This is a genomic window from Amycolatopsis saalfeldensis (assembly GCF_900110575.1).
Lineage (GTDB): Bacteria > Actinomycetota > Actinomycetes > Mycobacteriales > Pseudonocardiaceae > Amycolatopsis > Amycolatopsis saalfeldensis.
The window spans coordinates 101,658-119,735 of the sequence record NZ_FOEF01000017.1 but is presented as its reverse complement, the minus strand read 5'-3'; the positions used below and the strand labels follow the sequence as shown (position 1 = coordinate 119,735).

Sequence of the window (18,078 nt, the reverse complement as noted above, 5' to 3'; positions counted from 1 at the left end):
GTCCGGACTTTCTGCCGGACCTTCTGCAAGACTGCCCCCATGACCCGGCTCACTGTCCTGGGCAGCTGCGGGGCCTGGCCTGAGCCGGGCCGCGCCTGCACGGGTTTCCTGTTGTCCCACAACGGTTTCAACTTCGTGATCGACCTCGGCTACGGCACCGCGAGCCGGCTGCTGACCCACACTGCCGCCCGGGACGTCGATGCCGTGGTGATCACCCACGAACACCCCGACCACATGGCGGATCTGAGCGCCCTCGGCCGCGCGTGGCACTACACGGTGCAGGCGCCGCCCACCCCGACTGATCCGGGCGAAGGTGCGCGCCACGGACAAACCGCCTCGCGACCTTTGCTGTTGCCCCTGTTCTGCACCACCGGAACCCTGCGACGGCTCGAAGCCACGGAACCACACCCCCACCCGACGACGATCTTCGACGTGCGGGACCTGAGTTCCGGGCCGCAGCTCCACCCGGCGCAGGAAGACAGCGCAACGCAAGGACCAAGCACAGCGCCGGAACGCAGCACCGCGCCGGAACACGGTGCAACGCGGGAACCCGGCGCAGCGCAAGGACTCAGCGCAGCGCGGCAACGCGGTGCGGCGTTGGAACTCGGTGCAACGCCGGAACACGGTGCAGCGCAAGGACTCGGTTCGGGATGGGACGTCGGGCCGTTTCAGCTCACCGCCGTTCTGTTGCCCCACCACGTGCCGAACCACGGCGTGCGGCTGAGCGCGCCGGGGCTGAGCGTGGTCTATTCGGGCGACTGTGGACCGTCGCGGCTTCTGGTCGAGCTGGCTCGAGGTGCGGACCTGCTGATCTGCGAGGCGACCCTGCAGGGCGAGCCTCCCGCGGACGAACCACGGCAGCTGATGACGGCGGCCGAGGCCGGGCGGGCAGCGGCCGAAGCGAAGGTGGGCACACTTCTCCTCACGCATTTCTGGCCCGGGACGGACCGGGCGGTGTCGGTGGCCGAGGCACGCGCGGAATTCCCCGGCGACGTGCTCGCGGCGGACGAGGGGCTGACCCTCGCTCTGTGATGCACCAGGTTTACCACCCGGCACCGACAAACCCCGCCCACCTCACGGCCCGACCTGCCCGCACCGGGAAACCAACCGCCGTCAACACCACGAACAGGCCACCGTCAGGACCCCGAACCGGCCACCATCGGCAGAGCGGGTCCGCCCACGATCAGCACTTGGAGCCGGCCATCGGCTTCACGAAGTCGCCCGCCACCCATTTGCCCTCGGCGATCTTGCGGAAGCCGTTCTGTACCACCGGCAGCGCGTCGAACTCGGCGCCGTTGAGGTACTTGCCGACGACTTTGCCGTTGCCGTCCGGGGTTTCGCGGGCGTTCAGGACGTCGGCGGTCACCGAGACCTTGCACCCGGTCGTGGAGCCCTGGGCGTCGGCCTGGCCCTTCTGGTTCACCACGTAGATGACGACAACCGCGGCGATCACAGCGAGGATGATCAGCGTCTTCTTCGACAAGCCCAGCATGCCGGCCGCTCCTCCGTCGCGAAAAAGTGTGCTGGACCAGGGTAGACAGTGAGTGGGTCCGGCGGACAGGCTTCGGCCGCCAGACCACCCGGAGGCGCCAACCGCGTCACCGCATCATCACTCTGCGTACAAAAACGACGGGCACCTCGGAAGACTCCTCCGAGGTGCCCGTCGCCGGTGAAGCGGAAGATCAGCCCTGCGCGACCTTCTTGGCCAGGTTCTCGTCCAGCGTCGCGAGGAATTCCTCGGTGGTCTGGAACGGCTGGTCCTTGCCGATCAGCATCGCCAGGTCCTTGGTCATCTTGCCGCCCTCGACGGTGTCGATGACAACCTGCTCCAGCTTGTTCGCGAAGCCGACCAGCTCCGAGTTGGAGTCCAGCTTGCCGCGGTGCTCGAGGCCCCGGGTCCACGCGTAGATCGACGCGATCGGGTTGGTCGAGGTCGGCTTGCCCTGCTGGTGCTGGCGGTAGTGCCGGGTCACCGTGCCGTGCGCGGCCTCGGCCTCCACGGTCTTGCCGTCCGGCGTGCGGAGCACCGACGTCATCAGGCCGAGCGAGCCGAAGCCCTGCGCGACCGTGTCGGACTGGACGTCACCGTCGTAGTTCTTGGTGGCCCAGACGTAGCCGCCCTCCCACTTGAGCGCCGCGGCGACCATGTCGTCGATCAGCCGGTGCTCGTAGGTGAGGCCCTTGGCGTCGAAGTCGGCCTTGTACTCGGCCTCGAAGATCTCCTGGAACACGTCCTTGAACATGCCGTCGTAGGCCTTGAGGATCGTGTTCTTGGTGGAGAGGTACACCGGGTAGCCGCGGTCGAGGCCGTACTGCAGCGAAGCGCGCGCGAAGTCCTCGATCGACTGGCGGTAGTTGTACATACCCATGGCGACGCCGCCGCCCTCGGGGTACTTCGCGACCTCGAACTCCATCGGCGCGGAGCCGTCTTCGGGCGTGTAGGTCATGGTGACCGTGCCCGGGCCGGGGACCTTGAAGTCGGTGGCCTTGTACTGGTCGCCGTGGGCGTGACGGCCGATGATGATCGGCTTGGTCCAGCCCGGCACCAGCCGCGGGACGTTCGACATGATGATCGGCTCGCGGAAGACCACGCCGCCGAGGATGTTGCGGATGGTCCCGTTCGGGCTCCGCCACATCTTCTTCAGGCCGAACTCCTCGACGCGGGCCTCGTCCGGGGTGATCGTCGCGCACTTGACGCCGACGCCGTGCTGCTTGATGGCGTTGGCCGCGTCGACCGTGATCTGGTCGTCGGTGCGGTCCCGCTCCTCGATGCCCAGATCGAAGTAGTCCAGGTTGACGTCCAGGTACGGGTGGATCAGCTTGTCCTTGATGAACTGCCAGATGATGCGGGTCATCTCGTCGCCGTCAAGCTCGACGACGGTGCCCTGGACCTTGATCTTGGCCATGAGCAGCGGTGCTCCTTCCGCGGATCTTCGCGATACTTCTTCGACTCGTCGTAGCGGTACAAGCGTACTGCTTGACGGAGCTGGATGGTTCCAGAAGTGGTAGGCGTCAAGTCTCCAACAGGCGCCGACGGCGCCGATCACCGGGTTTACCCCGCTTCAGCGGATCGCGGAACCGGGTGATTTCGGGAGACCATCCCCTCGGGCACTCAGTCACCCGGGAGGTCACGCCATGTCGTACTCCGAGCCGTACACCGCCTACCAGCCGGCCGTCGCGGAACCGCGCGGCCGGGCGGTGCCACGCCTGTTCAGCGGCATCCTCGGCTTGGTGCTGACGCCCGTCGCGCTCGGGCTGCTGAGCTACGGCGGCCTTCGCGAGCAGCAGAACGAGCTGGCCGCGGTCGTCACGCACCGCGACGCGCCGGCCATCGCGCTGCTGGCCGGAGGCGCGATCCTGCTGCTGGTCGTGGCCGCCCTCGGCGCGTGGTCGTCGACCGGGCCGCTGCTCGGCGGGCTGGTGTGGGGCGTGCTGCCCGGCGTGGTGGGGCTGGCGATGCCGGAGTGGGACCTGCGCCTGCTGCGCGCCCTGCCCTTCGACCTGATGTCGGGCGCGAGCATCTGGCTGTTCTCCGGCGGCCTGATCGCGGCCGGGTTCCTGCTGGTCGGCACGGGGCTGGCGGCGACGCTGGTGCGGCGCCGCCGATGACCGGTCCCGGTGGGAACATTTCGCGCATGGGACTGTTCACCGTGGCCGACGCCCGCGCCGAACTCGCCCGGCTGCGCCCCGTGCTCGACGAGCTGGTGCGGGTGCGCGCCGACGCCGCGGAGCTGGCCGCGTCGCTGCGGCCGGGCGGGCGGGACACCGACCTCGGCGGCCTGCCCGAGTGGAAGGCCGCGCAGGCCCGTCTCGACGACCTGATGACCACGGTCCAGCGCACCGGCGCCGAGCTGAAGGGTTTCGCGCCGCTGCTGGTGGACTTCCCCGCGGAGCTCGACGGCGTCGACGTGCTGCTGTGCTGGCTCGAGGGCGACCGCGAGCTGTCCTGGTACCACCGCACCGACCTCGGTTTCGCGGGCCGGCGGCCGTTGAGCTGAAAACCGCTGGTCAACGTCATTAAAGTGAGCCGGTGAGTGAATTCTTCGACGCACTGGCCCCTGGTTACGACGACGATGGCACCTTCCACCCGCTGGTGGCCGAGACCCTGATCAACGGGCTGGCCCCCGAACCGTCCCTGCTGGTCGACGTGGCGACCGGCACGGGCGCGGCGGCCTTCGCGGCGCTGCGGCTTTCGCCCGGCTCGGTGCTCGCGGTGGACATCTCGCCGGCGATGGTCAAGCTGGCCACCGCGAAGGCCCCTTCGCTGGACCCGGCCGGGCGGATCGAGTGGCGGGTCGCGCCCGGTGTGCCGCTGCCGCTGGACGACGGCACGGCCGACGCGGTCGTCTGCGCGTCCGCCCTCCACTTCCTGGGCCCCGCGGCACTGGCCGACTGGCGACGCGTGTTGCGGCCGGGTGGCGAGGTGGCGTTCAGCGTGCCGTCGGTCCACCGGTTCCGGGCCTCGGACGCGTTCGCTTCGGTGGTGGCAGCCGATCTGCAGCTGCCGGGCGACCTGGCCGAGGCCGCCGCGCTGGCCACGGCGGCAGGCTTCCGCGAGGCGACCGCCGACACCGTGACCAGCACCGCGGGCGACCGGACGCGCTCAGTCTTCGTGGTGCACGCGGTGGCTTAGCGGTGGAAGTGCACCTCACCGTGCGCGGCGGGGGCGTCGGCCGCTCCGCAACGCTGGTCGAAAGCGGCGTCGAGGTCGGTGACGGTACCGTCGCCGGCCCGCTGGTGAAGTCGGCGTAGACGGCGCTGCAACCCAGCGCGAAAGTCCCTCTCACAACCGCCGGGGGAAGGTCCCGCTCGCGACCGCCCGACTCCACGAGCGGCCCTTTCGCAACCGCCTTGCTTCGCCAACGGTGTCCACTCACGACCGCCCGACCCGTCGCCAACGGCCACCTCGCCCACGCAGCGAGCGGCCACCTCGCGCCCGACGCCTGTTTCCGCAGCTCAGCGGCGATACAATGGAGCGGGGCGCACCCGTGGTTGGGTGGGGGTCTGGGCTGGCGGAGATCTGGACCGCGCGGTGAGCCGGACCGGCGGAGGCCCGGACCGTGGCAACCGGGTCAGCGGGCAGCCGCGACCGCGGTGGTCAGGGCAGCAGCTGCCGCGACCGTGGGGGCTCGGCAACCGCAGGCGTGGTCGTCGAGGCAACAGTCACCACAACCCCGAAGGCTCGGCAACCACCACCGTAGTTCAGGGCAGCAGGTCGCCAAGAACGGCAAACGTGGGTCGTCAGCGGTGTAGTTCGGCGCCCTTGAGGATCTTGTCCACCGCGTTTTTCGGGCCGTGGACGGCCAATCCGGCCAGCGCGAGCTTCTCGCGCGGGACGGCGCGGACGGCGGCCCGATTGTCGGCGTCGTTGCCCGTGTGGAAGAGCTCCTCGGTGAAGATCGGGATGCGCAGGCCTCGGTCGAGGGCCCGGCGGTGGGCCGTCGTGAGGGTTTCGGCGGTGCCGGAGAAGACGAGCACCGGCTGGCCGAACATCGGCAAGTACTCGGTGCCGTCGGCGTCGGCGTAGGGCTTGCCGATGAGCTCGGGTGTCGCGTGGGCGATGCCGCTGACCAGGAACGCGGTGACGTTGAGCCGCTGCCACGAGGCGAGGTCGTCCCGCAGCAGCACGGCGATCTTCGTGTCGAATCGGGTCATGGCGCTCAGCGTCGCCCGGTGGGGACGCGCGGGTCTTGTACGTTCTGAACATGACCGTCTCGGCGTGGCGCCCGCAGGTGCCCGGCATCGCCGAGGTGTTCCACGCCCGCTTCGTCGGCCACGCCTACCCCGTGCACACGCACGACACCTGGACGCTGCTGATCGTCGACGACGGCGCCATCCGCTACGACCTCGACCGCCACCACCACGGCGCGCTCGGCACCGCCGTCACGCTGCTGCCCCCGAACGTCGCCCACGACGGGCGCGCGGCCACCAGCCACGGCTTCCGCAAGCGCGTGCTCTACCTCGACGCCGACGTGCTCGGCGAAGACCTGATCGGCGCCGCCGTCGACCGGCCGAGCCTCGCGGACGGGTTGCTGCGCACCCGCGTCCACCAGCTTCACCAGACGCTCGCGAACCCCGAGCCACTCGAGGCGGAGAGCCGGCTGGTGCTGGTCTCCGAACGCCTGCGCGCGCACCTCGGCGCCCCGGCACCGACCGGCGCCACCAAGGGCCTGGCCGAAGACCTGCGCGACCTGCTCGACGAACGCCTGCCCGGCACCCTGACCCTCGCCGAGGCCGCCGACTCACTCGGCGCGCACCCGGTGCACCTCGTGCGGTCCTTCGGGCGCCGGTTCGGGCTGCCGCCGCACCGGTACGTCACCGGCCGCCGCGTCGACCACGCCCGGCGGCTGCTGCTCGACGGCACCCCGCCCGCGGACGTCGCGGCCGCCGCCGGCTTCACCGACCAGGCCCACCTGACGCGGCACTTCAAGCGCTACCTGGGCACCACGCCCGGCCGGTTCAGCCGACGCTAGCCTTCCTTGGCGGCGGCCTTCGCGGCCTTCTTGAACGCGCGGACCTCCGCCAGCGTCTTGGGGCTGACCACGTCCGCGATCGAACGACGCGAGCCTCGGTCGCCGTACGCGCCGGCGGCGGCGCGCCAGCCCTTCGGCTGCACGCCGTACTGCTTGCCAAGCAGGGCAAGGAAGATCTTGGCCTTCTGCTCGCCGTAACCGGGCAGGGCCTTGAGCCGCTTGAGCACCTCCGGACCGTCCGGCTTGGGCCGGCCGGAGGTCCAGATCGCCTCGGCGTCGCCGTCGTAGTGCTCCATGACGAACTGGCACAGGGCCTGCACGCGGCGCCCCATCGAGCCGCCGTAACGGTGGATCGCGGGCGGCGTGACACACAGCTCGACGAACCGCTCGGGGTCCGCCTCGGCGATCTTCCGCACGTCGAACCCATCCATCCGATCCGCGATCTTGCGCGGCCCGATGAACGCGACCTCCATGGAGATCTGCTGGTCCAGCAGCATCCCGACGAGCAGCGCCACCGGGTCCTCGCTCAGCAGCTTGTCGGCCTCGGCCTCGCCGCTCAGGTGCACTTCACGCGTCATGGGGTCATTTTTGCAGGTCGCGGAGCCAGACGCGCAAGACGCCGAGCGGCTCCGCACCGTAAGCGAGCGCGGCGGACAGGGCGGCGCCGTGCTCGTAGCCCACCACCGGCAGACCCGGGAAGGCGGCGGAGACCGCGGCGACGGCACCGCGCCAGTCGTCGCCGCTGAAGTTCGAAAGGCCGGCCGCCGAGGGGCCGCGATGGGCGACGGCGGACGAGCCCGGCCCGGTCAGGAACACGAACGACGGGTCCGGTGAGGGAGCGGCCGTCCACCCCGAAGCCGCGGCAGGCACCGGGAAATGCAGCCACGAAGCCTCGAACAGCAGTGTGAAGCCCGGCAGGCTCAGGCTCGCGAAGCTGTCTTTCACCGAGCAGCCCGCCGACGCGTCCACCAGCGGCAGCACGTCCGCCGCCGTGGCGGACGGGGTCAGCGTCACAGCGTCCGGGTAGAGCTCCGGGGTGCGCGAGGGCGACGTCCACGCACGCGGGCCGAAGACGCCCTGCACGCCGTAGACCCGGCAGTACACGTCGCACCAGGTGGCGTTTTCCTCGACGGCCGCGGTCAGGAGCGCGCGAACCACAGCACGTCCGGCTCTCCCCGCGGCACCGGGACGTCGACGGTCCGCACGTCGGCGAACCGGGCGCGCAGCCGTTCCGTGAACGAAGGCGCCGCGCCCGCGCTCCACACGGCCAGCACTCCGCCGGGATGGAGCAGCCGCGCCAGACCGTCCACTCCGGACTCCCCGTACAGCTCGGCGTTGCCTTCGGTGACCGTCCACTCCGGACCGTTGTCGATGTCCAGGCACAGCGCGTCGAACCGCTCCCCCGCGGACAGCGTGGAACGCAGCCAGGCCACCAGATCAGCCTCGACGACGCGCACGCGCGGGTCCGCCAGCGCATCCCCGTGCACCGAGCGCAACGGGCCGTCGCGGTTCCACTCGATCACCGCGGCCTCGCGCTCCACCACGACCACCGAGCCGACATTCGGGTGATCCAGCGCGGCCCGCAGCGAGAAGCCGACGCCGAGACCGCCGATCAGGATCGTCGCGCCGGGCGTCAGCCGGTCGGCCGCGCCGGTGACGAGCAGCCGCTCCGACTCCCCGTTTCGCGTGTCCATCAGGAAAACCCCGTTGGCGATCACCTCGAACGCCGACCCGTCACGCCGCAGCACCAGCTCACCGCCGCGGCCGGTCACCACATCCAGCACCTCAGCCACGCCGGGCAGCTTCTCACAAGCGCCTCAGCCGACGGCTACCTCCTCACGGGCCGCCGCACGGGCCCGCGCGCCCCAGAAGAACAGCATCACGGCGAATGCCACGGCGGTCAGCACCGCGGCGATCTCCGGCAGCGCCTTCGGGCCCGCGGAGGTCAGCACCGCGCCGCCGACGACGCCGGACAGCCCGACGCCGAGGTAAATGGCCGACGCGTTGAGCGACAGCGCCAGACCCGCGTGGCCCGGCGAAAGCTCGATCAGCCGGTGCTGCACCGGCGGGCTGAACGCCCACGTGCCCATGCCCCAGAAGAACAGCGTGACGGCCGCGCCCACCACCGTCGCGGTGGTCAGCGGCAGCAGCACCAGCACCAGGGTGATCCCGGCCAGCACCACGAGGATCGGCACGCGCGCCCCCCACCGGTCGGCCACCCGGCCGCCGACGTAGTTGCCGACCGCGCCGCCGATGCCGTAGCAGAACAACAGGATCGTGACGGTCGCGCCGGTGACCCCGGCCGTCGCGGCGAGCAGCTGCGAAACCAGCGTGTAGACCATGAACGCGGCGAGGCACGCGAGCACGGTGGTCACCAGCAGCGCGACCACGCGCTTGTCCCGCGCGACCGCGAACCGCTCGGCCAGCCGCACCGCCGGCGGCGCCGCGACCTTCGGCAGCACGAGCCGGATGGCGACCGCGCCGGCCAGCGACAGCACGCCGACGAGCAGGAACGCGGCCTCGTAGTCGAGCTGCTGCGAGATCAGGCTGCCGAGCGGCACCCCGAAGATGAGCGCGACGGTCAGCCCGCCGAACACCGTCGCGACCGCGCGACCACGGCGTTCCGGCGTGGACAGCTCCGCGGCGACCGCGGTGGCGCCAGGCGTGAAGACGGCGGCGCCCACGGCGGTGACCACCCGCGCGATCATCAGCGTGGTGTACCCCGGCGCGACAGCGGCGAACAGGTTGCCGAGACCCGTGACGACCATCGCGGCGACCAGCAGCGACCGGCGCTCCCAGCGGCCGGTGGCCGCGGCGAACAGCGGCGACCCGATGGCGTACGCGATGGCGAAGGACGTGACGAGCTGGGCGGCGGCCGTCGCGGAGATCTGGAGCTCGGCGGTCAGCGACGGCAGCAGCCCGGCGACGATGTAACCGCTGGTGCCGACGCCGAAGGCGCCGAACGCCAGCACCGCGTTCCGTGACGTGCCCGAGGACGGGACGGTGGACATGGACGTGCCCCCAAAGGCGAACAAGGGTGATTGGTTCGATGAACGTCGTAGTTCGATCCTGACCGTACTACGCCCCACCGACAATTTCGACAGACGTCGTACAATGGGACCGTGGCCGACACCGCGCACCTGACCCCGCTCGTCCATCCCGCCCGCGACGAGATGACCGTCGAGGCGGTGCTGCGCGCCCTCGCCGACCCCGTCCGGCTGGGGATCGTCCGCCAGCTCGCCGCGGCGGGCACCGAGGTCGCGTGCGGCGTGCTCGAGGTGCCGGTGACCAAGTCCACAGTCACGCACCACCTCGGGATCCTGCGCCAGGCGGGTGTGGTCGCCGGGCGGCAGGAGGGCACCACGCGGTACAACTCCTTGCGCCGCAAGGATCTTGACGCGCTCTTCCCCGGCCTGCTGGACGGCGTGCTGGCCGCCCGGCGCTAGGTCGATTCCGGGCGTGAAGAGGCTCACCCGAATACCGGGATGACAAACCGGCCCCGCGTCGGTTCAACTGGGACGAGACAGCTCGACGGCGTCGGGGCCGCACAGCTGTCTTGTTTTTTGCCCTCGTACTAAAGCGCTTCAGAACGGGTAGAGCCCGGGCTGAGTAATCGATTTCCCAAGGAAGGAGAGCCGTGCCCGTCGCGTTGCTCGCACTCGCCATCGGTGCCTTCGGCATCGGTACCACCGAGTTCGTGATGATGGGTGTGCTGCCCCAGACCGCCGCGGACTTCCACATCGACATCCCCACGGCCGGTTACTTCATCTCCGCCTATGCGCTCGGCGTCGTGATCGGCGCCCCCCTGCTCACCGCGCTGGCCGTCCGGCTGCCGCGCAAAACCATGCTGCTCGCGATGATGGGCCTGTTCACGCTGGGCAACGGCTTGTTCGCGCTGTCGCCGAACCAGGGGTTCGGCGTGGCGTTCCGCTTCCTCGCCGGCCTGCCGCACGGCGCGTTCTTCGGCGCCGGCGCGGTGGTCGCGTCGAGCATGGCCAAACCGGGCCAGCGGGCCAAGGCCGTGTCCATGATGTTCATGGGCCTGACGCTGGCGAACGTCATCGGCGTGCCGCTGGGCACGCTGCTGGGCCAACAGGTCGGCTGGCGCGCGACGTTCGGCGTGGTCGCCGTGATCGGGCTGGTGGCCGCGGCCGCCATCGCGAAACTGGTGCCGCACCAGGGCCGTCCGGCCGAGACTTCGCTGCGCGGCGAGCTGGGCGCGTTCCGCCGCCCGCAGGTGTGGCTGGCGCTGGCCATCGTCACGTTCGGCCTCGGCGGGGTGTTCGCCTGCCTGTCCTACATCACGCCGATGCTCACCGACGTCGCCGGCTACTCGCCCGCGAACGTCACCCTGCTGCTCTCGCTCGCCGGCGTGGGCATGACGCTGGGCAACTACCTCGGCGGCCGGCTCGCGGACCGGGCGCTGATGCCCGGCCTGTACGCCGCGCTGCTCGCGCTGGCCGCGGTGCTCGGCATCTTCACGATCACCGCGCAGGGCAAGGTCGGCGCCGCGATCACGATCTTCTTCGTGGGCGTGGCCGGCTTCATGATCGGCCCGATGATGCAGGCGCGGATCATGGAGAAGGCGGGCGGCACCCCGTCGCTCGTCTCGGCGGCCGTGCAGTCGGCGTTCAACATCGCCAACTCGATCGGCGCGTCGCTGGGCGGTCTGGTGATCGCGGGCGGCCTCGGCCTGGTCGCGCCGAACTGGGTCGGCGCTTCGCTCGCGGTGCTCGGCCTCTCGATCGCCCTGTTCTCCGGCACGCTCGACCGGCGCGAAGCCCGCGCGGCCGAGCAGCGGGAACTGGCGCTGGCCTCCTGACCGGCTCGTGAGTGTTCCTGACGGTCAGAACCGTCGTGAACACTCACGAGTCGAAGGGGCCGCCGGTGATCGTCAGCGCGATGTAGAGGACCGCGGCGCAGAGCAGGCCGCAGGTGACGACGTCGACCTTCTTGCCGCGGATCGCCAGCAGGCCCACGTTCTCGGCGGGCAGCACCGCGCGCAGGAGCCCGGCCACGAACAACGCGACGCCGACCAGGATGGCGCCCTCGCGCCAGTGGTACTGGAAGGTGCGCAGCGCCGCCGCCGCGAGCAGCAGCAGCACCACCGTGAACGGCACGTGGACCGCCCAGGCCCGCCCGTTCCGGCGCCGGTCGCCCGCCATCGCCATCAGCCCGCGACCGTGCGTTCCGCCGCCTCGACGACGTTGCTGACCAGCATCGCCCTGGTCATCGGGCCGACGCCGCCGGGGTTCGGCGACAGCCAGCCGGCGACCTCGGCGACGGCCGGGTCGACGTCACCGGTGAGCTTGCCGTCCACGTGCGAGACGCCGACGTCCAGCACCGCCGCGCCCGGCCGCACCATGTCCGGCGTGATGATCCCGGGCACGCCTGCGGCCGCGACCACGATGTCGGCGCGGCGGACCTCGGCGGCGAGGTCTCGGGTGCCGGTGTGGCAGAGCGTCACGGTGGAGTTCTCGCTGCGGCGCGTGAGCAGCAGGCCGAGCGTGCGCCCGACGGTGATGCCGCGGCCGACCACGGTGACCCGCGCGCCGTTCAGCTCCACGCCGTGGCGCTTGAGCAGCTCGATGATCCCGTACGGCGTGCAGGGCAGGGCGCCCTTCTCGCCGAGCACCAGCCGGCCGAGGCTGACCGGCGCGAGGCCGTCCGCGTCCTTGTCCGGGTCGATGCGCTCGAGCACCGGGTTCGCGTCGAGGTGCTTCGGCAACGGCAGCTGGACGATGTAGCCGTGGCAGGCCGGGTCGGCGTTCAGCTCGTCGATGACGGCCTCGAGCTTCTCCTGCGAGATGTCGGCGGGCAGGTCGCGGCGGATCGAGTTGACGCCGATCTTCGCGCTGTCCGCGTGCTTCATCTTCACGTACGAGTGCGAGCCGGGATCGTCGCCGACCAGCACCGTGCCCAGGCCGGGGACCACCCCCCGCTCGGCGAGCGCGGCCACCCGCGGGCGCAGCTCCGCGAAAATGGCGTCCTTCGTGGCCTTGCCGTCCAGAATCTTCGCCGTCACGACGCCCATTCTCGCAAAGCGGCGCCGGGGAGCGTCGGCAACCCGGCCGGGTGAGCCGCCCGGAGCGGATCACGATCACCCCGCGCGTCGTGGCCGGGCGCGCATTGCCACTGCCCGTAGACTCCCCGTCACCCCCACCACCGGCTCCGCGGCTCGGCTCGCACGTGCGTGTGATCTTCCGCATAAGGCGTCGGCCGAGGTCAGACCGCATGCCGGCTTGCCCGCGAGTGGCAAAACCCGCATGCGGGGTGCGTTCGTGCGCGCGAACAGTCAAAATGTCACCGTGGCACAACCGACGACGCAGCTGAACGCGACGGAGCAGGACACACTGGTCAAGCAGATCGGACTGGCCCTGCTGCGCGCCGCACCGCGCGACTGGCGCAAAGTCACCGCGGAGTACCGGGCTGTCGGGAGGTACCACGAGCTGACCGGCCAGATCCTCACCGAGGACGGCGCCAGTCAGGAGTGGGTCGCCACCCACGACATCGCGACCCTCTTCGGACGGCTGCGCGGTGGCATGTACCGCGACGGCCGCGGCACCTGGTTCAACGCGCGCTACCAGCTCGACCACCCCTCCAGCTACAACCTCGAGTACAACCGCGACGAGCCGCCGTGGAACCTCGCCCCGCCGCCGCAGGCGTACCAGGACGAGCTGCGCATGTTCCCCCGCACCGAGGAGAACGTGCCCGAGTGGCTGATCCGGCGCATGTCCGGCCTCGGCCCCGAGCAGCCCGGACCGCACTTCCGCATCGCGCGGATCTTCGACACCATCGGGCCGGCCGGCCGCCCCGTGATCAACCGTCCCGACCTGGAGGTGGCGGAGCAGGACCGGCTGCTCGACTACCTCGACCACGCGCCCCTGGTCGTCCAGGAGCGCGGGTACGACATCGACCGGCTCGCGCCGGCGCCCGAGGCCACCGTGCCCGTCGCGTTCCACAGCGACGGGCAGTGGATCTGGCCGGCGGCAGTGAACTTCTACCTGCAGCGCTACGGCGTCTCACCGGAGAACGACCTGGTCGAGCACATCCGCTCGAACGGCTTCCAGCTCCCGCCGGTCGACGACCTCGCCCTGCAGGGCGCTGCGGCGTACCTGACCCGCGGTAACCAGCAGCCGCCGCAGCAACGGCCCGGGCCGCCGCCGCAGGGGCAGGCGCCTGGTGGGCCCGGCGGTCCCGGTCAGGGTGGGCCTGGTCAGGGTGGACCGAACGGGCCTGGTGGGCCCGGCCAAAGCGGCTCTGGCGGTGCCGGCCAAGGCGGGCCCGGTGGGCCTGGTCAAGGCGGACCGGCTGGGGCTGGTCCCGGCGGGCAGGGTCCCGGTGGTCCGGCTGGGGCTGGTCCCGGTGGGCTGGGTCAAGGCGGACCGGCTGGAGCTGGTCCCGGCGGGCTGGGTCAAGGCGGACCGGCTGGAGCTGGTCCCGGCGGGCTGGGTCAAGGCGGACCGGCTGGAGCTGGTCCTGGCCAGGCTGGTCCTGGTGGGCCGGGCCAAGCCGGGCCAGGCGGACCCGGCGCTGGCGGCCCCGGTCAAGCCGGGCCGGGCCAAGCCGGTCCTGGTGGGCCTGGCGGCCCTGGTCAAGCCGGTCCCGGTGGGCCGCAGGGTGGTCCTGGTGGCCAGGCCGGTCCCGGCGCGCCGGGTGGTCCCGGTCAGGCCGGTCCTGGCGGACCCGGTCTCGGCGCCGCGGCGCTCGGGGCCGCGGCCCTCGGGACTGTGGGAGTCGGTGCGGCCGCGTTGGCGGGTTCCGGTGGGTCCGCGCCGTCGCAGCCGGAGGCGCCCGCGCCGGTGGACGTCCCGCTCGCGGTGCACACGCCGCCCGCGGAGCCGGAGCAGCGCGACGAACCGCCGTTCGAGCAGGCCTTCGACGATTACCCGGACGCGCATCACGAAGACGCCCAGGCGTACGGCGACGAGCAGTACCACGAGGCCGAGGGCTACGAGAACGAGTTCGACGACCGCTTCGCCGACGAGCAGCACGCCGAGTTCGAGCCCGGCCAGGACCCGAACGGCCCGCCGCCGGCCGAGCGGACCGCGCTGTACAGCCCGGTCGACCCGAACGCCGCCCCGCCGGGGCAGCAACCGCATCCGGCGGAGGAGACCGCGCTGTACGCGCCGGTGGACACCGCCCCGCAGCACGAAGAGCAGCACACGCAGCTCTACGCACCCGTCGACCCGCACGCGGCGCCGCCCGCTGCCGAAGCGACCGCACTGTACGCACCCGTGGACACCGCGCCGCAGCACGAAGAGCAGCACACGCAGCTGTACGCGCCCGTGGAGCCGGAAGAGCAGCACGCGGACCAGAACGGCCTGTACACCGGACCGCAGGACGAAGAGCAGCTCAGCGAGCAGCACGGCCTGTACACGGGTCCGGATCCCGAGGCGGGCCACGACGAGGACTACGAGGACGAGCAGCACACCGACCCGTACGGCAACGAGGTCGGCCAGCATTCCGACTCGTACGGCGAAGAAAGCGACGCCGACCCGTACGGCGACGACAGCGGGCACCAGCTGCGCGAGGACGAGGGCGGCCATCAGCTGCGCGAGGAGGAGCCGGACTTCGACTCGGGCCCGCCGACCTCGCTGATGAACGCCGACACGTCCGTGCCCGGGGTGCCGCCGGTGCCCGGAGTGCTGCCGGTGCCCGAGGTGCCGGTGCGTGGCGGCCACGCGATGCGGTCGGAGGAGCCGGACGAGCCCGAGGCGCCACCGGCCGAACCCCAGCCGGTCCAGAGCCAGCCGGTCCAGCCGCAGCCGCGACGGTCTCGCCGCGCCCGGCCCGCCGAGCCCGCGTTGGCCGGCTTGCAGGACAAGCTCGACCAGCTCGACGTGCCCGAGGAGGCGTACCGGCTCGGCGAGGCGACCGACCGCGGCTGGAGCGTCGAACAGGTCGAGGAGGGCTGGCGCGTCGCCTGGTACGACGGCGAACTGGTCAACCCGGCGGTGTTCGGCGACGCCGAGGACGCGGCGGCCTTCATGCTCGGCAAGGTGCTGATGCACCCGGACGGCCACGCGCCGGTCGAACAGGAGCCGCCACCGGCGCCCGTCGAGGACCCGGTGGCCGACGCCCCGAAGCCGCCGGTGATGGCGACGCTGTCGCCGGCCGTCGCCACGGGCTCGTTCCCGGTGCGGCCGCGCGAGGACGTGCCGCCGCAGGAGCAGACCGCGTTCACCTCGGCGGAGGAACTGCTCGGCGACGACGAGCCACCGGCCCGTCCGCCGGTCCCGGCGCAGCAGTCCGTGGCGGCACCGACGCAGGTCGCGCCGCCCGTCGCTCCCCCGCGCCGGGAACCGCCGATGGGGGCGCCGCTGCCGCCGATGTCCCCGCCGCAGCGCCGGGAGGAGCCGGTCCGCGCCGCCAACGGTGCGGGCGGCCGCGGCGTCAACGGTGGCGGTGGCTCGGGACAGCAGTGGCCGATCTCGCCGCTTTCGGGCGAGCCGCCGCTGACGCTGTTCCGCGGCAAGGAGCTGCGCGAGCTGCCCGCGGGCAGCGAGCTGGACCGTTTCGGCGGCCCGAACGGCAACCTGACCTACGCCGCCGGGACGCCGTTCGAGGAGCGCTCGCTGGTGCCGGAGTGGGTGCACCGGCCGTACCACGTGTACCGGGTGCAGCGTCCGCTGGAGACGCTCGCCGGGGTCGCGATCCCGTGGTTCAACCAGCCGGGCGGCGGGTCGGCGTACCTGCTGCCGGCCTCGATCGAGGAGCTGGTCGCCGAGGGTGACCTGATCGAGCTGGACCCGGGCGAACCGCCCATCGACTGAGGCGTGAACAGTGAAGGCCCCCGGTTTCCGCCGGGGGCCTTCACTGTTCTGCGGGTTACTTGACGACGAGCCCGTGGGCGGCGGCGAAGGCGATGGCCGTCTCCGTGTCGATGTACGCGCCGCGCAAGTCGGCCTGCACCAGCGCGTTCGCGTCGAGCACCGCGCCGCGGAGGTCGGCGCCGGGCAGCTTGGCCGCGAGCAGCCGGGCGCCGCTCAGGTCGCTGCCGCGCAGGTCCGTGTCGGTGAGGTCGGCCTCGGTCAGGTTGGCCTCGCGCAGCCGCAGCCCGGACAGGTCGAGCTTGCGCAGCCGTCCCCGCGCCAGCGACGCGAGCGAAAGGTCGCACTCCGTCAGCGCGATGCCCTGGAATCGACAGTCCATAAAGGACGATCCGAGCAACGAGCACGAGGACCACCGGCTCTCGGCCAGCACCGTCCGGTCGAACTTGCACGACCGGAACGCCGACGCGTCGTGCCGCGAGCCCGCGAGGTCGGCCCTCGTGAAGTCGCAGTCGTCGAACGTGCAGCCCCGGGTGCGCAGGTCCCGCAGGTCCGCCTCGGCGAAGTCACAGCCGACGAACTGGCGTTTTTCCCACCACTGCCCGGAAAGCACGGCTTCCTGGTAGTTCTCCCCCGTCTCGATCACCCGGACAGGATGTCACAACCGCGTCGGCGGGCGACCAGAACCTTCACTTCAACGCCATCCCCGGGATACGGGCGCGGATCGCGTTCATGGTCTCCTCGTCGGAGACGCCCTGCCAGTCGTACCGCGGCGTGTAGGGCGCGGTGAGAGCTCGGACGTCCTCGTCGGTGAGCTCGACGTCCAGCGAAGCGATCGCGTCGTCGATCTGCGCGGTGGACCCGGCGCCGACCAGCGGGGCGGTGACCACCGGTTGACGACGCAGCCAGGCCAATGCGACGGACGCGCGGCTCACCCCGTGCGCGGTCGCGACCTCGCCGACCGCGTCGACGATGGCGTGGTTGGACGCCTCCTGCTCGGGCGAGTAGAGCGCGTCGGCGTACGCGCCGTCGGTGCCGGAGCGGGCGGTGGACTTCGCGTCGTCCCAGCCTCGGGCCAGGCGGCCGCGGGCGAGCGGGCTCCAGATGATCGTGCCGACGCCCTCGTCCAGGCAGAGCGGGATCATCTCGCGTTCTTCTTCGCGGGCGAGCAGGTTGTAGTGGTCCTGCATGGACACGAACCGGGCCCAGCCGTTCCGCTGCTGCAGGTGCAGGGCCTTGGCGAACTCCCAGGCGGGCATCGACGACGCGCCGAGGTAGCGGACCTTGCCGGCCTTGACCAGGTCGTGCAGTGCCTCGAGGGTCTCCTCCAGCGGGGTCGCGTGGTCGTTGCGGTGCACCTGGTAGAGGTCGATGTAGTCCGTGCCCAGGCGCCGCAGCGAGTGGTCGGCCTCGGTCATGATCGCCTTGCGCGACAAGCCTTTCCCGTTCGGTCCGGGGCGCATGGGATGACGCAGCTTGGTCGCGATCACCACGTCGTCGCGGTCCGCGAAGTCACGCAGCGCACGGCCGAGGATCTCCTCGCTGGACCCGTTCGAATACATGTTGGCGGTGTCGAAGAAGTTGATGCCCGCGTCCAGGGCATGCTTGACCAGCGGGCGGGCGTCCTCCTCGCCGAGGGACCAGACGGGGTGGCCGCGGCCGGGCTCGCCGTAGGTCATCGCGCCGATCGCGATGGGCGAGACATCCAGACCGGTGCGGCCGAGTTTCACGTAACGCATGGGGTGGCTCCTGCCGAAGGGAACTTGCGGAGGATTCTCCGCAAGTTCGAAACTAGCGGAGGATTGTCCGCGAGTCAACGGGCAGGGCATCAT

The 18,078-nt window shown here is 71.4% G+C and carries 19 protein-coding genes; 8 read left to right on the top strand and 11 right to left on the bottom strand.

Going from position 1 to position 18,078, the window contains the following annotated elements:
• The first annotated feature begins 39 nt into the window (after positions 1-39).
• Positions 40-1,032, top strand: a complete 993-nt coding sequence (locus BMY97_RS31770; RefSeq protein WP_091624023.1) for an MBL fold metallo-hydrolase — start codon at positions 40-42, stop codon at positions 1,030-1,032.
• Positions 1,033-1,183: 151 nt separating this feature from the next.
• Here BMY97_RS31770 and BMY97_RS31765 read toward each other — a convergent pair whose 3' ends face one another.
• A complete protein-coding gene (locus BMY97_RS31765) occupies positions 1,184-1,492 on the bottom strand; it encodes an SH3 domain-containing protein (RefSeq protein ID WP_091624020.1) in 309 nt (102 codons plus the stop codon).
• Between the two features lie 190 nt (positions 1,493-1,682).
• Complete coding sequence (locus BMY97_RS31760; protein WP_091624018.1) at positions 1,683-2,906, bottom strand: NADP-dependent isocitrate dehydrogenase; 1,224 nt, start codon at positions 2,904-2,906, stop codon at positions 1,683-1,685.
• A 229-nt stretch (positions 2,907-3,135) separates the two neighbouring features.
• On the opposite strand from BMY97_RS31760, the gene BMY97_RS31755 reads away from it, so the two are divergent.
• Genes BMY97_RS31755 through BMY97_RS31745 form a run of 3 tightly spaced genes read left to right on the top strand, consistent with a single transcriptional unit; the run spans position 3,136 to position 4,633 of the window.
• The gene (locus BMY97_RS31755; protein ID WP_245787605.1) at positions 3,136-3,609 is read left to right on the top strand and encodes a hypothetical protein; all 474 of its coding nucleotides are present in this window, start codon (positions 3,136-3,138) and stop codon (positions 3,607-3,609) included.
• A 26-nt stretch (positions 3,610-3,635) separates the two neighbouring features.
• Entirely contained in the window at positions 3,636-3,998 is a 363-nt protein-coding gene (locus tag BMY97_RS31750; RefSeq protein WP_091624015.1) for a DUF2203 domain-containing protein, read from the top strand.
• 32 nt (positions 3,999-4,030) lie between these two features.
• Positions 4,031-4,633 (top strand): class I SAM-dependent methyltransferase, encoded by a 603-nt coding sequence (locus BMY97_RS31745; protein WP_091624012.1) that lies wholly within the window; start codon positions 4,031-4,033, stop codon positions 4,631-4,633.
• Positions 4,634-5,241: 608 nt separating this feature from the next.
• Here the strand turns inward: BMY97_RS31745 and BMY97_RS31735 are convergent.
• Positions 5,242-5,655 (bottom strand): DUF2000 domain-containing protein, encoded by a 414-nt coding sequence (locus tag BMY97_RS31735; protein ID WP_091624010.1) that lies wholly within the window; start codon positions 5,653-5,655, stop codon positions 5,242-5,244.
• A 50-nt stretch (positions 5,656-5,705) separates the two neighbouring features.
• Between BMY97_RS31735 and BMY97_RS31730 the strand changes: the two genes are divergently transcribed.
• The gene (locus tag BMY97_RS31730) at positions 5,706-6,473 is read left to right on the top strand and encodes an AraC family transcriptional regulator (RefSeq protein WP_091624007.1); all 768 of its coding nucleotides are present in this window, start codon (positions 5,706-5,708) and stop codon (positions 6,471-6,473) included.
• On the opposite strand, the gene BMY97_RS31725 is transcribed toward BMY97_RS31730, so the two are convergent.
• From BMY97_RS31725 to BMY97_RS31710, 4 genes are read right to left on the bottom strand one after another with little or no spacing between them, the layout of a single operon-like run.
• Entirely contained in the window at positions 6,470-7,051 is a 582-nt protein-coding gene (locus BMY97_RS31725) for an HhH-GPD-type base excision DNA repair protein (RefSeq protein ID WP_091624004.1), read from the bottom strand. The two genes, BMY97_RS31730 and BMY97_RS31725, sit on opposite strands and share 4 nt — an antisense overlap.
• Before the next feature lie 4 nt (positions 7,052-7,055).
• Positions 7,056-7,631 carry a hypothetical protein gene (locus tag BMY97_RS31720; RefSeq protein ID WP_091624002.1) on the bottom strand — a complete coding sequence of 192 codons (576 nt, stop codon included), beginning with the start codon at positions 7,629-7,631 and terminating at the stop codon, positions 7,056-7,058.
• Positions 7,613-8,266, bottom strand: a complete 654-nt coding sequence (locus BMY97_RS31715) for a spermine/spermidine synthase domain-containing protein (protein ID WP_091623999.1) — start codon at positions 8,264-8,266, stop codon at positions 7,613-7,615. Before BMY97_RS31715 ends, BMY97_RS31720 begins: the two co-directional genes overlap by 19 nt.
• Positions 8,267-8,290: 24 nt before the next feature.
• Positions 8,291-9,484, bottom strand: coding sequence for an MFS transporter (locus BMY97_RS31710; RefSeq protein ID WP_091623995.1), 1,194 nt, complete (start codon positions 9,482-9,484; stop codon positions 8,291-8,293).
• 111 nt (positions 9,485-9,595) lie between these two features.
• Here BMY97_RS31710 and BMY97_RS31705 point away from each other — a divergent pair, with 111 nt between their 5' ends.
• Both BMY97_RS31705 and BMY97_RS31700 read left to right on the top strand, forming a co-directional pair.
• Positions 9,596-9,919, top strand: coding sequence for an ArsR/SmtB family transcription factor (locus tag BMY97_RS31705; protein WP_091623992.1), 324 nt, complete (start codon positions 9,596-9,598; stop codon positions 9,917-9,919).
• Positions 9,920-10,110: 191 nt separating this feature from the next.
• The gene (locus tag BMY97_RS31700; protein WP_091623989.1) at positions 10,111-11,295 is read left to right on the top strand and encodes an MFS transporter; all 1,185 of its coding nucleotides are present in this window, start codon (positions 10,111-10,113) and stop codon (positions 11,293-11,295) included.
• 43 nt (positions 11,296-11,338) lie between these two features.
• Here the strand turns inward: BMY97_RS31700 and BMY97_RS31695 are convergent, their stop codons facing one another.
• Both BMY97_RS31695 and BMY97_RS31690 read right to left on the bottom strand, forming a co-directional pair.
• On the bottom strand, positions 11,339-11,644 hold the full coding sequence (locus BMY97_RS31695) for a DUF3017 domain-containing protein (protein ID WP_091623987.1): 306 nt from the start codon (positions 11,642-11,644) through the stop codon (positions 11,339-11,341).
• A complete protein-coding gene (locus tag BMY97_RS31690) occupies positions 11,644-12,498 on the bottom strand; it encodes a bifunctional methylenetetrahydrofolate dehydrogenase/methenyltetrahydrofolate cyclohydrolase (protein ID WP_091624329.1) in 855 nt (284 codons plus the stop codon). Before BMY97_RS31690 ends, BMY97_RS31695 begins: the two co-directional genes overlap by 1 nt.
• A gap of 283 nt (positions 12,499-12,781) precedes the next feature.
• Here BMY97_RS31690 and BMY97_RS49655 point away from each other — a divergent pair, with 283 nt between their 5' ends.
• Positions 12,782-16,249: a TNT domain-containing protein gene (locus BMY97_RS49655; RefSeq protein ID WP_425425350.1), complete on the top strand. Its 3,468-nt coding sequence runs from the start codon at positions 12,782-12,784 to the stop codon at positions 16,247-16,249.
• A gap of 55 nt (positions 16,250-16,304) precedes the next feature.
• On the opposite strand, the gene BMY97_RS31675 is transcribed toward BMY97_RS49655, so the two are convergent.
• Together BMY97_RS31675 and BMY97_RS31670 are read right to left on the bottom strand one after the other, a co-directional pair.
• Positions 16,305-16,892: a pentapeptide repeat-containing protein gene (locus BMY97_RS31675; protein WP_091623984.1), complete on the bottom strand. Its 588-nt coding sequence runs from the start codon at positions 16,890-16,892 to the stop codon at positions 16,305-16,307.
• A 43-nt stretch (positions 16,893-16,935) separates the two neighbouring features.
• Positions 16,936-17,985, bottom strand: coding sequence for an aldo/keto reductase (locus BMY97_RS31670; protein WP_091623981.1), 1,050 nt, complete (start codon positions 17,983-17,985; stop codon positions 16,936-16,938).
• Between the last annotated feature and the right edge of the window lie 93 nt (positions 17,986-18,078).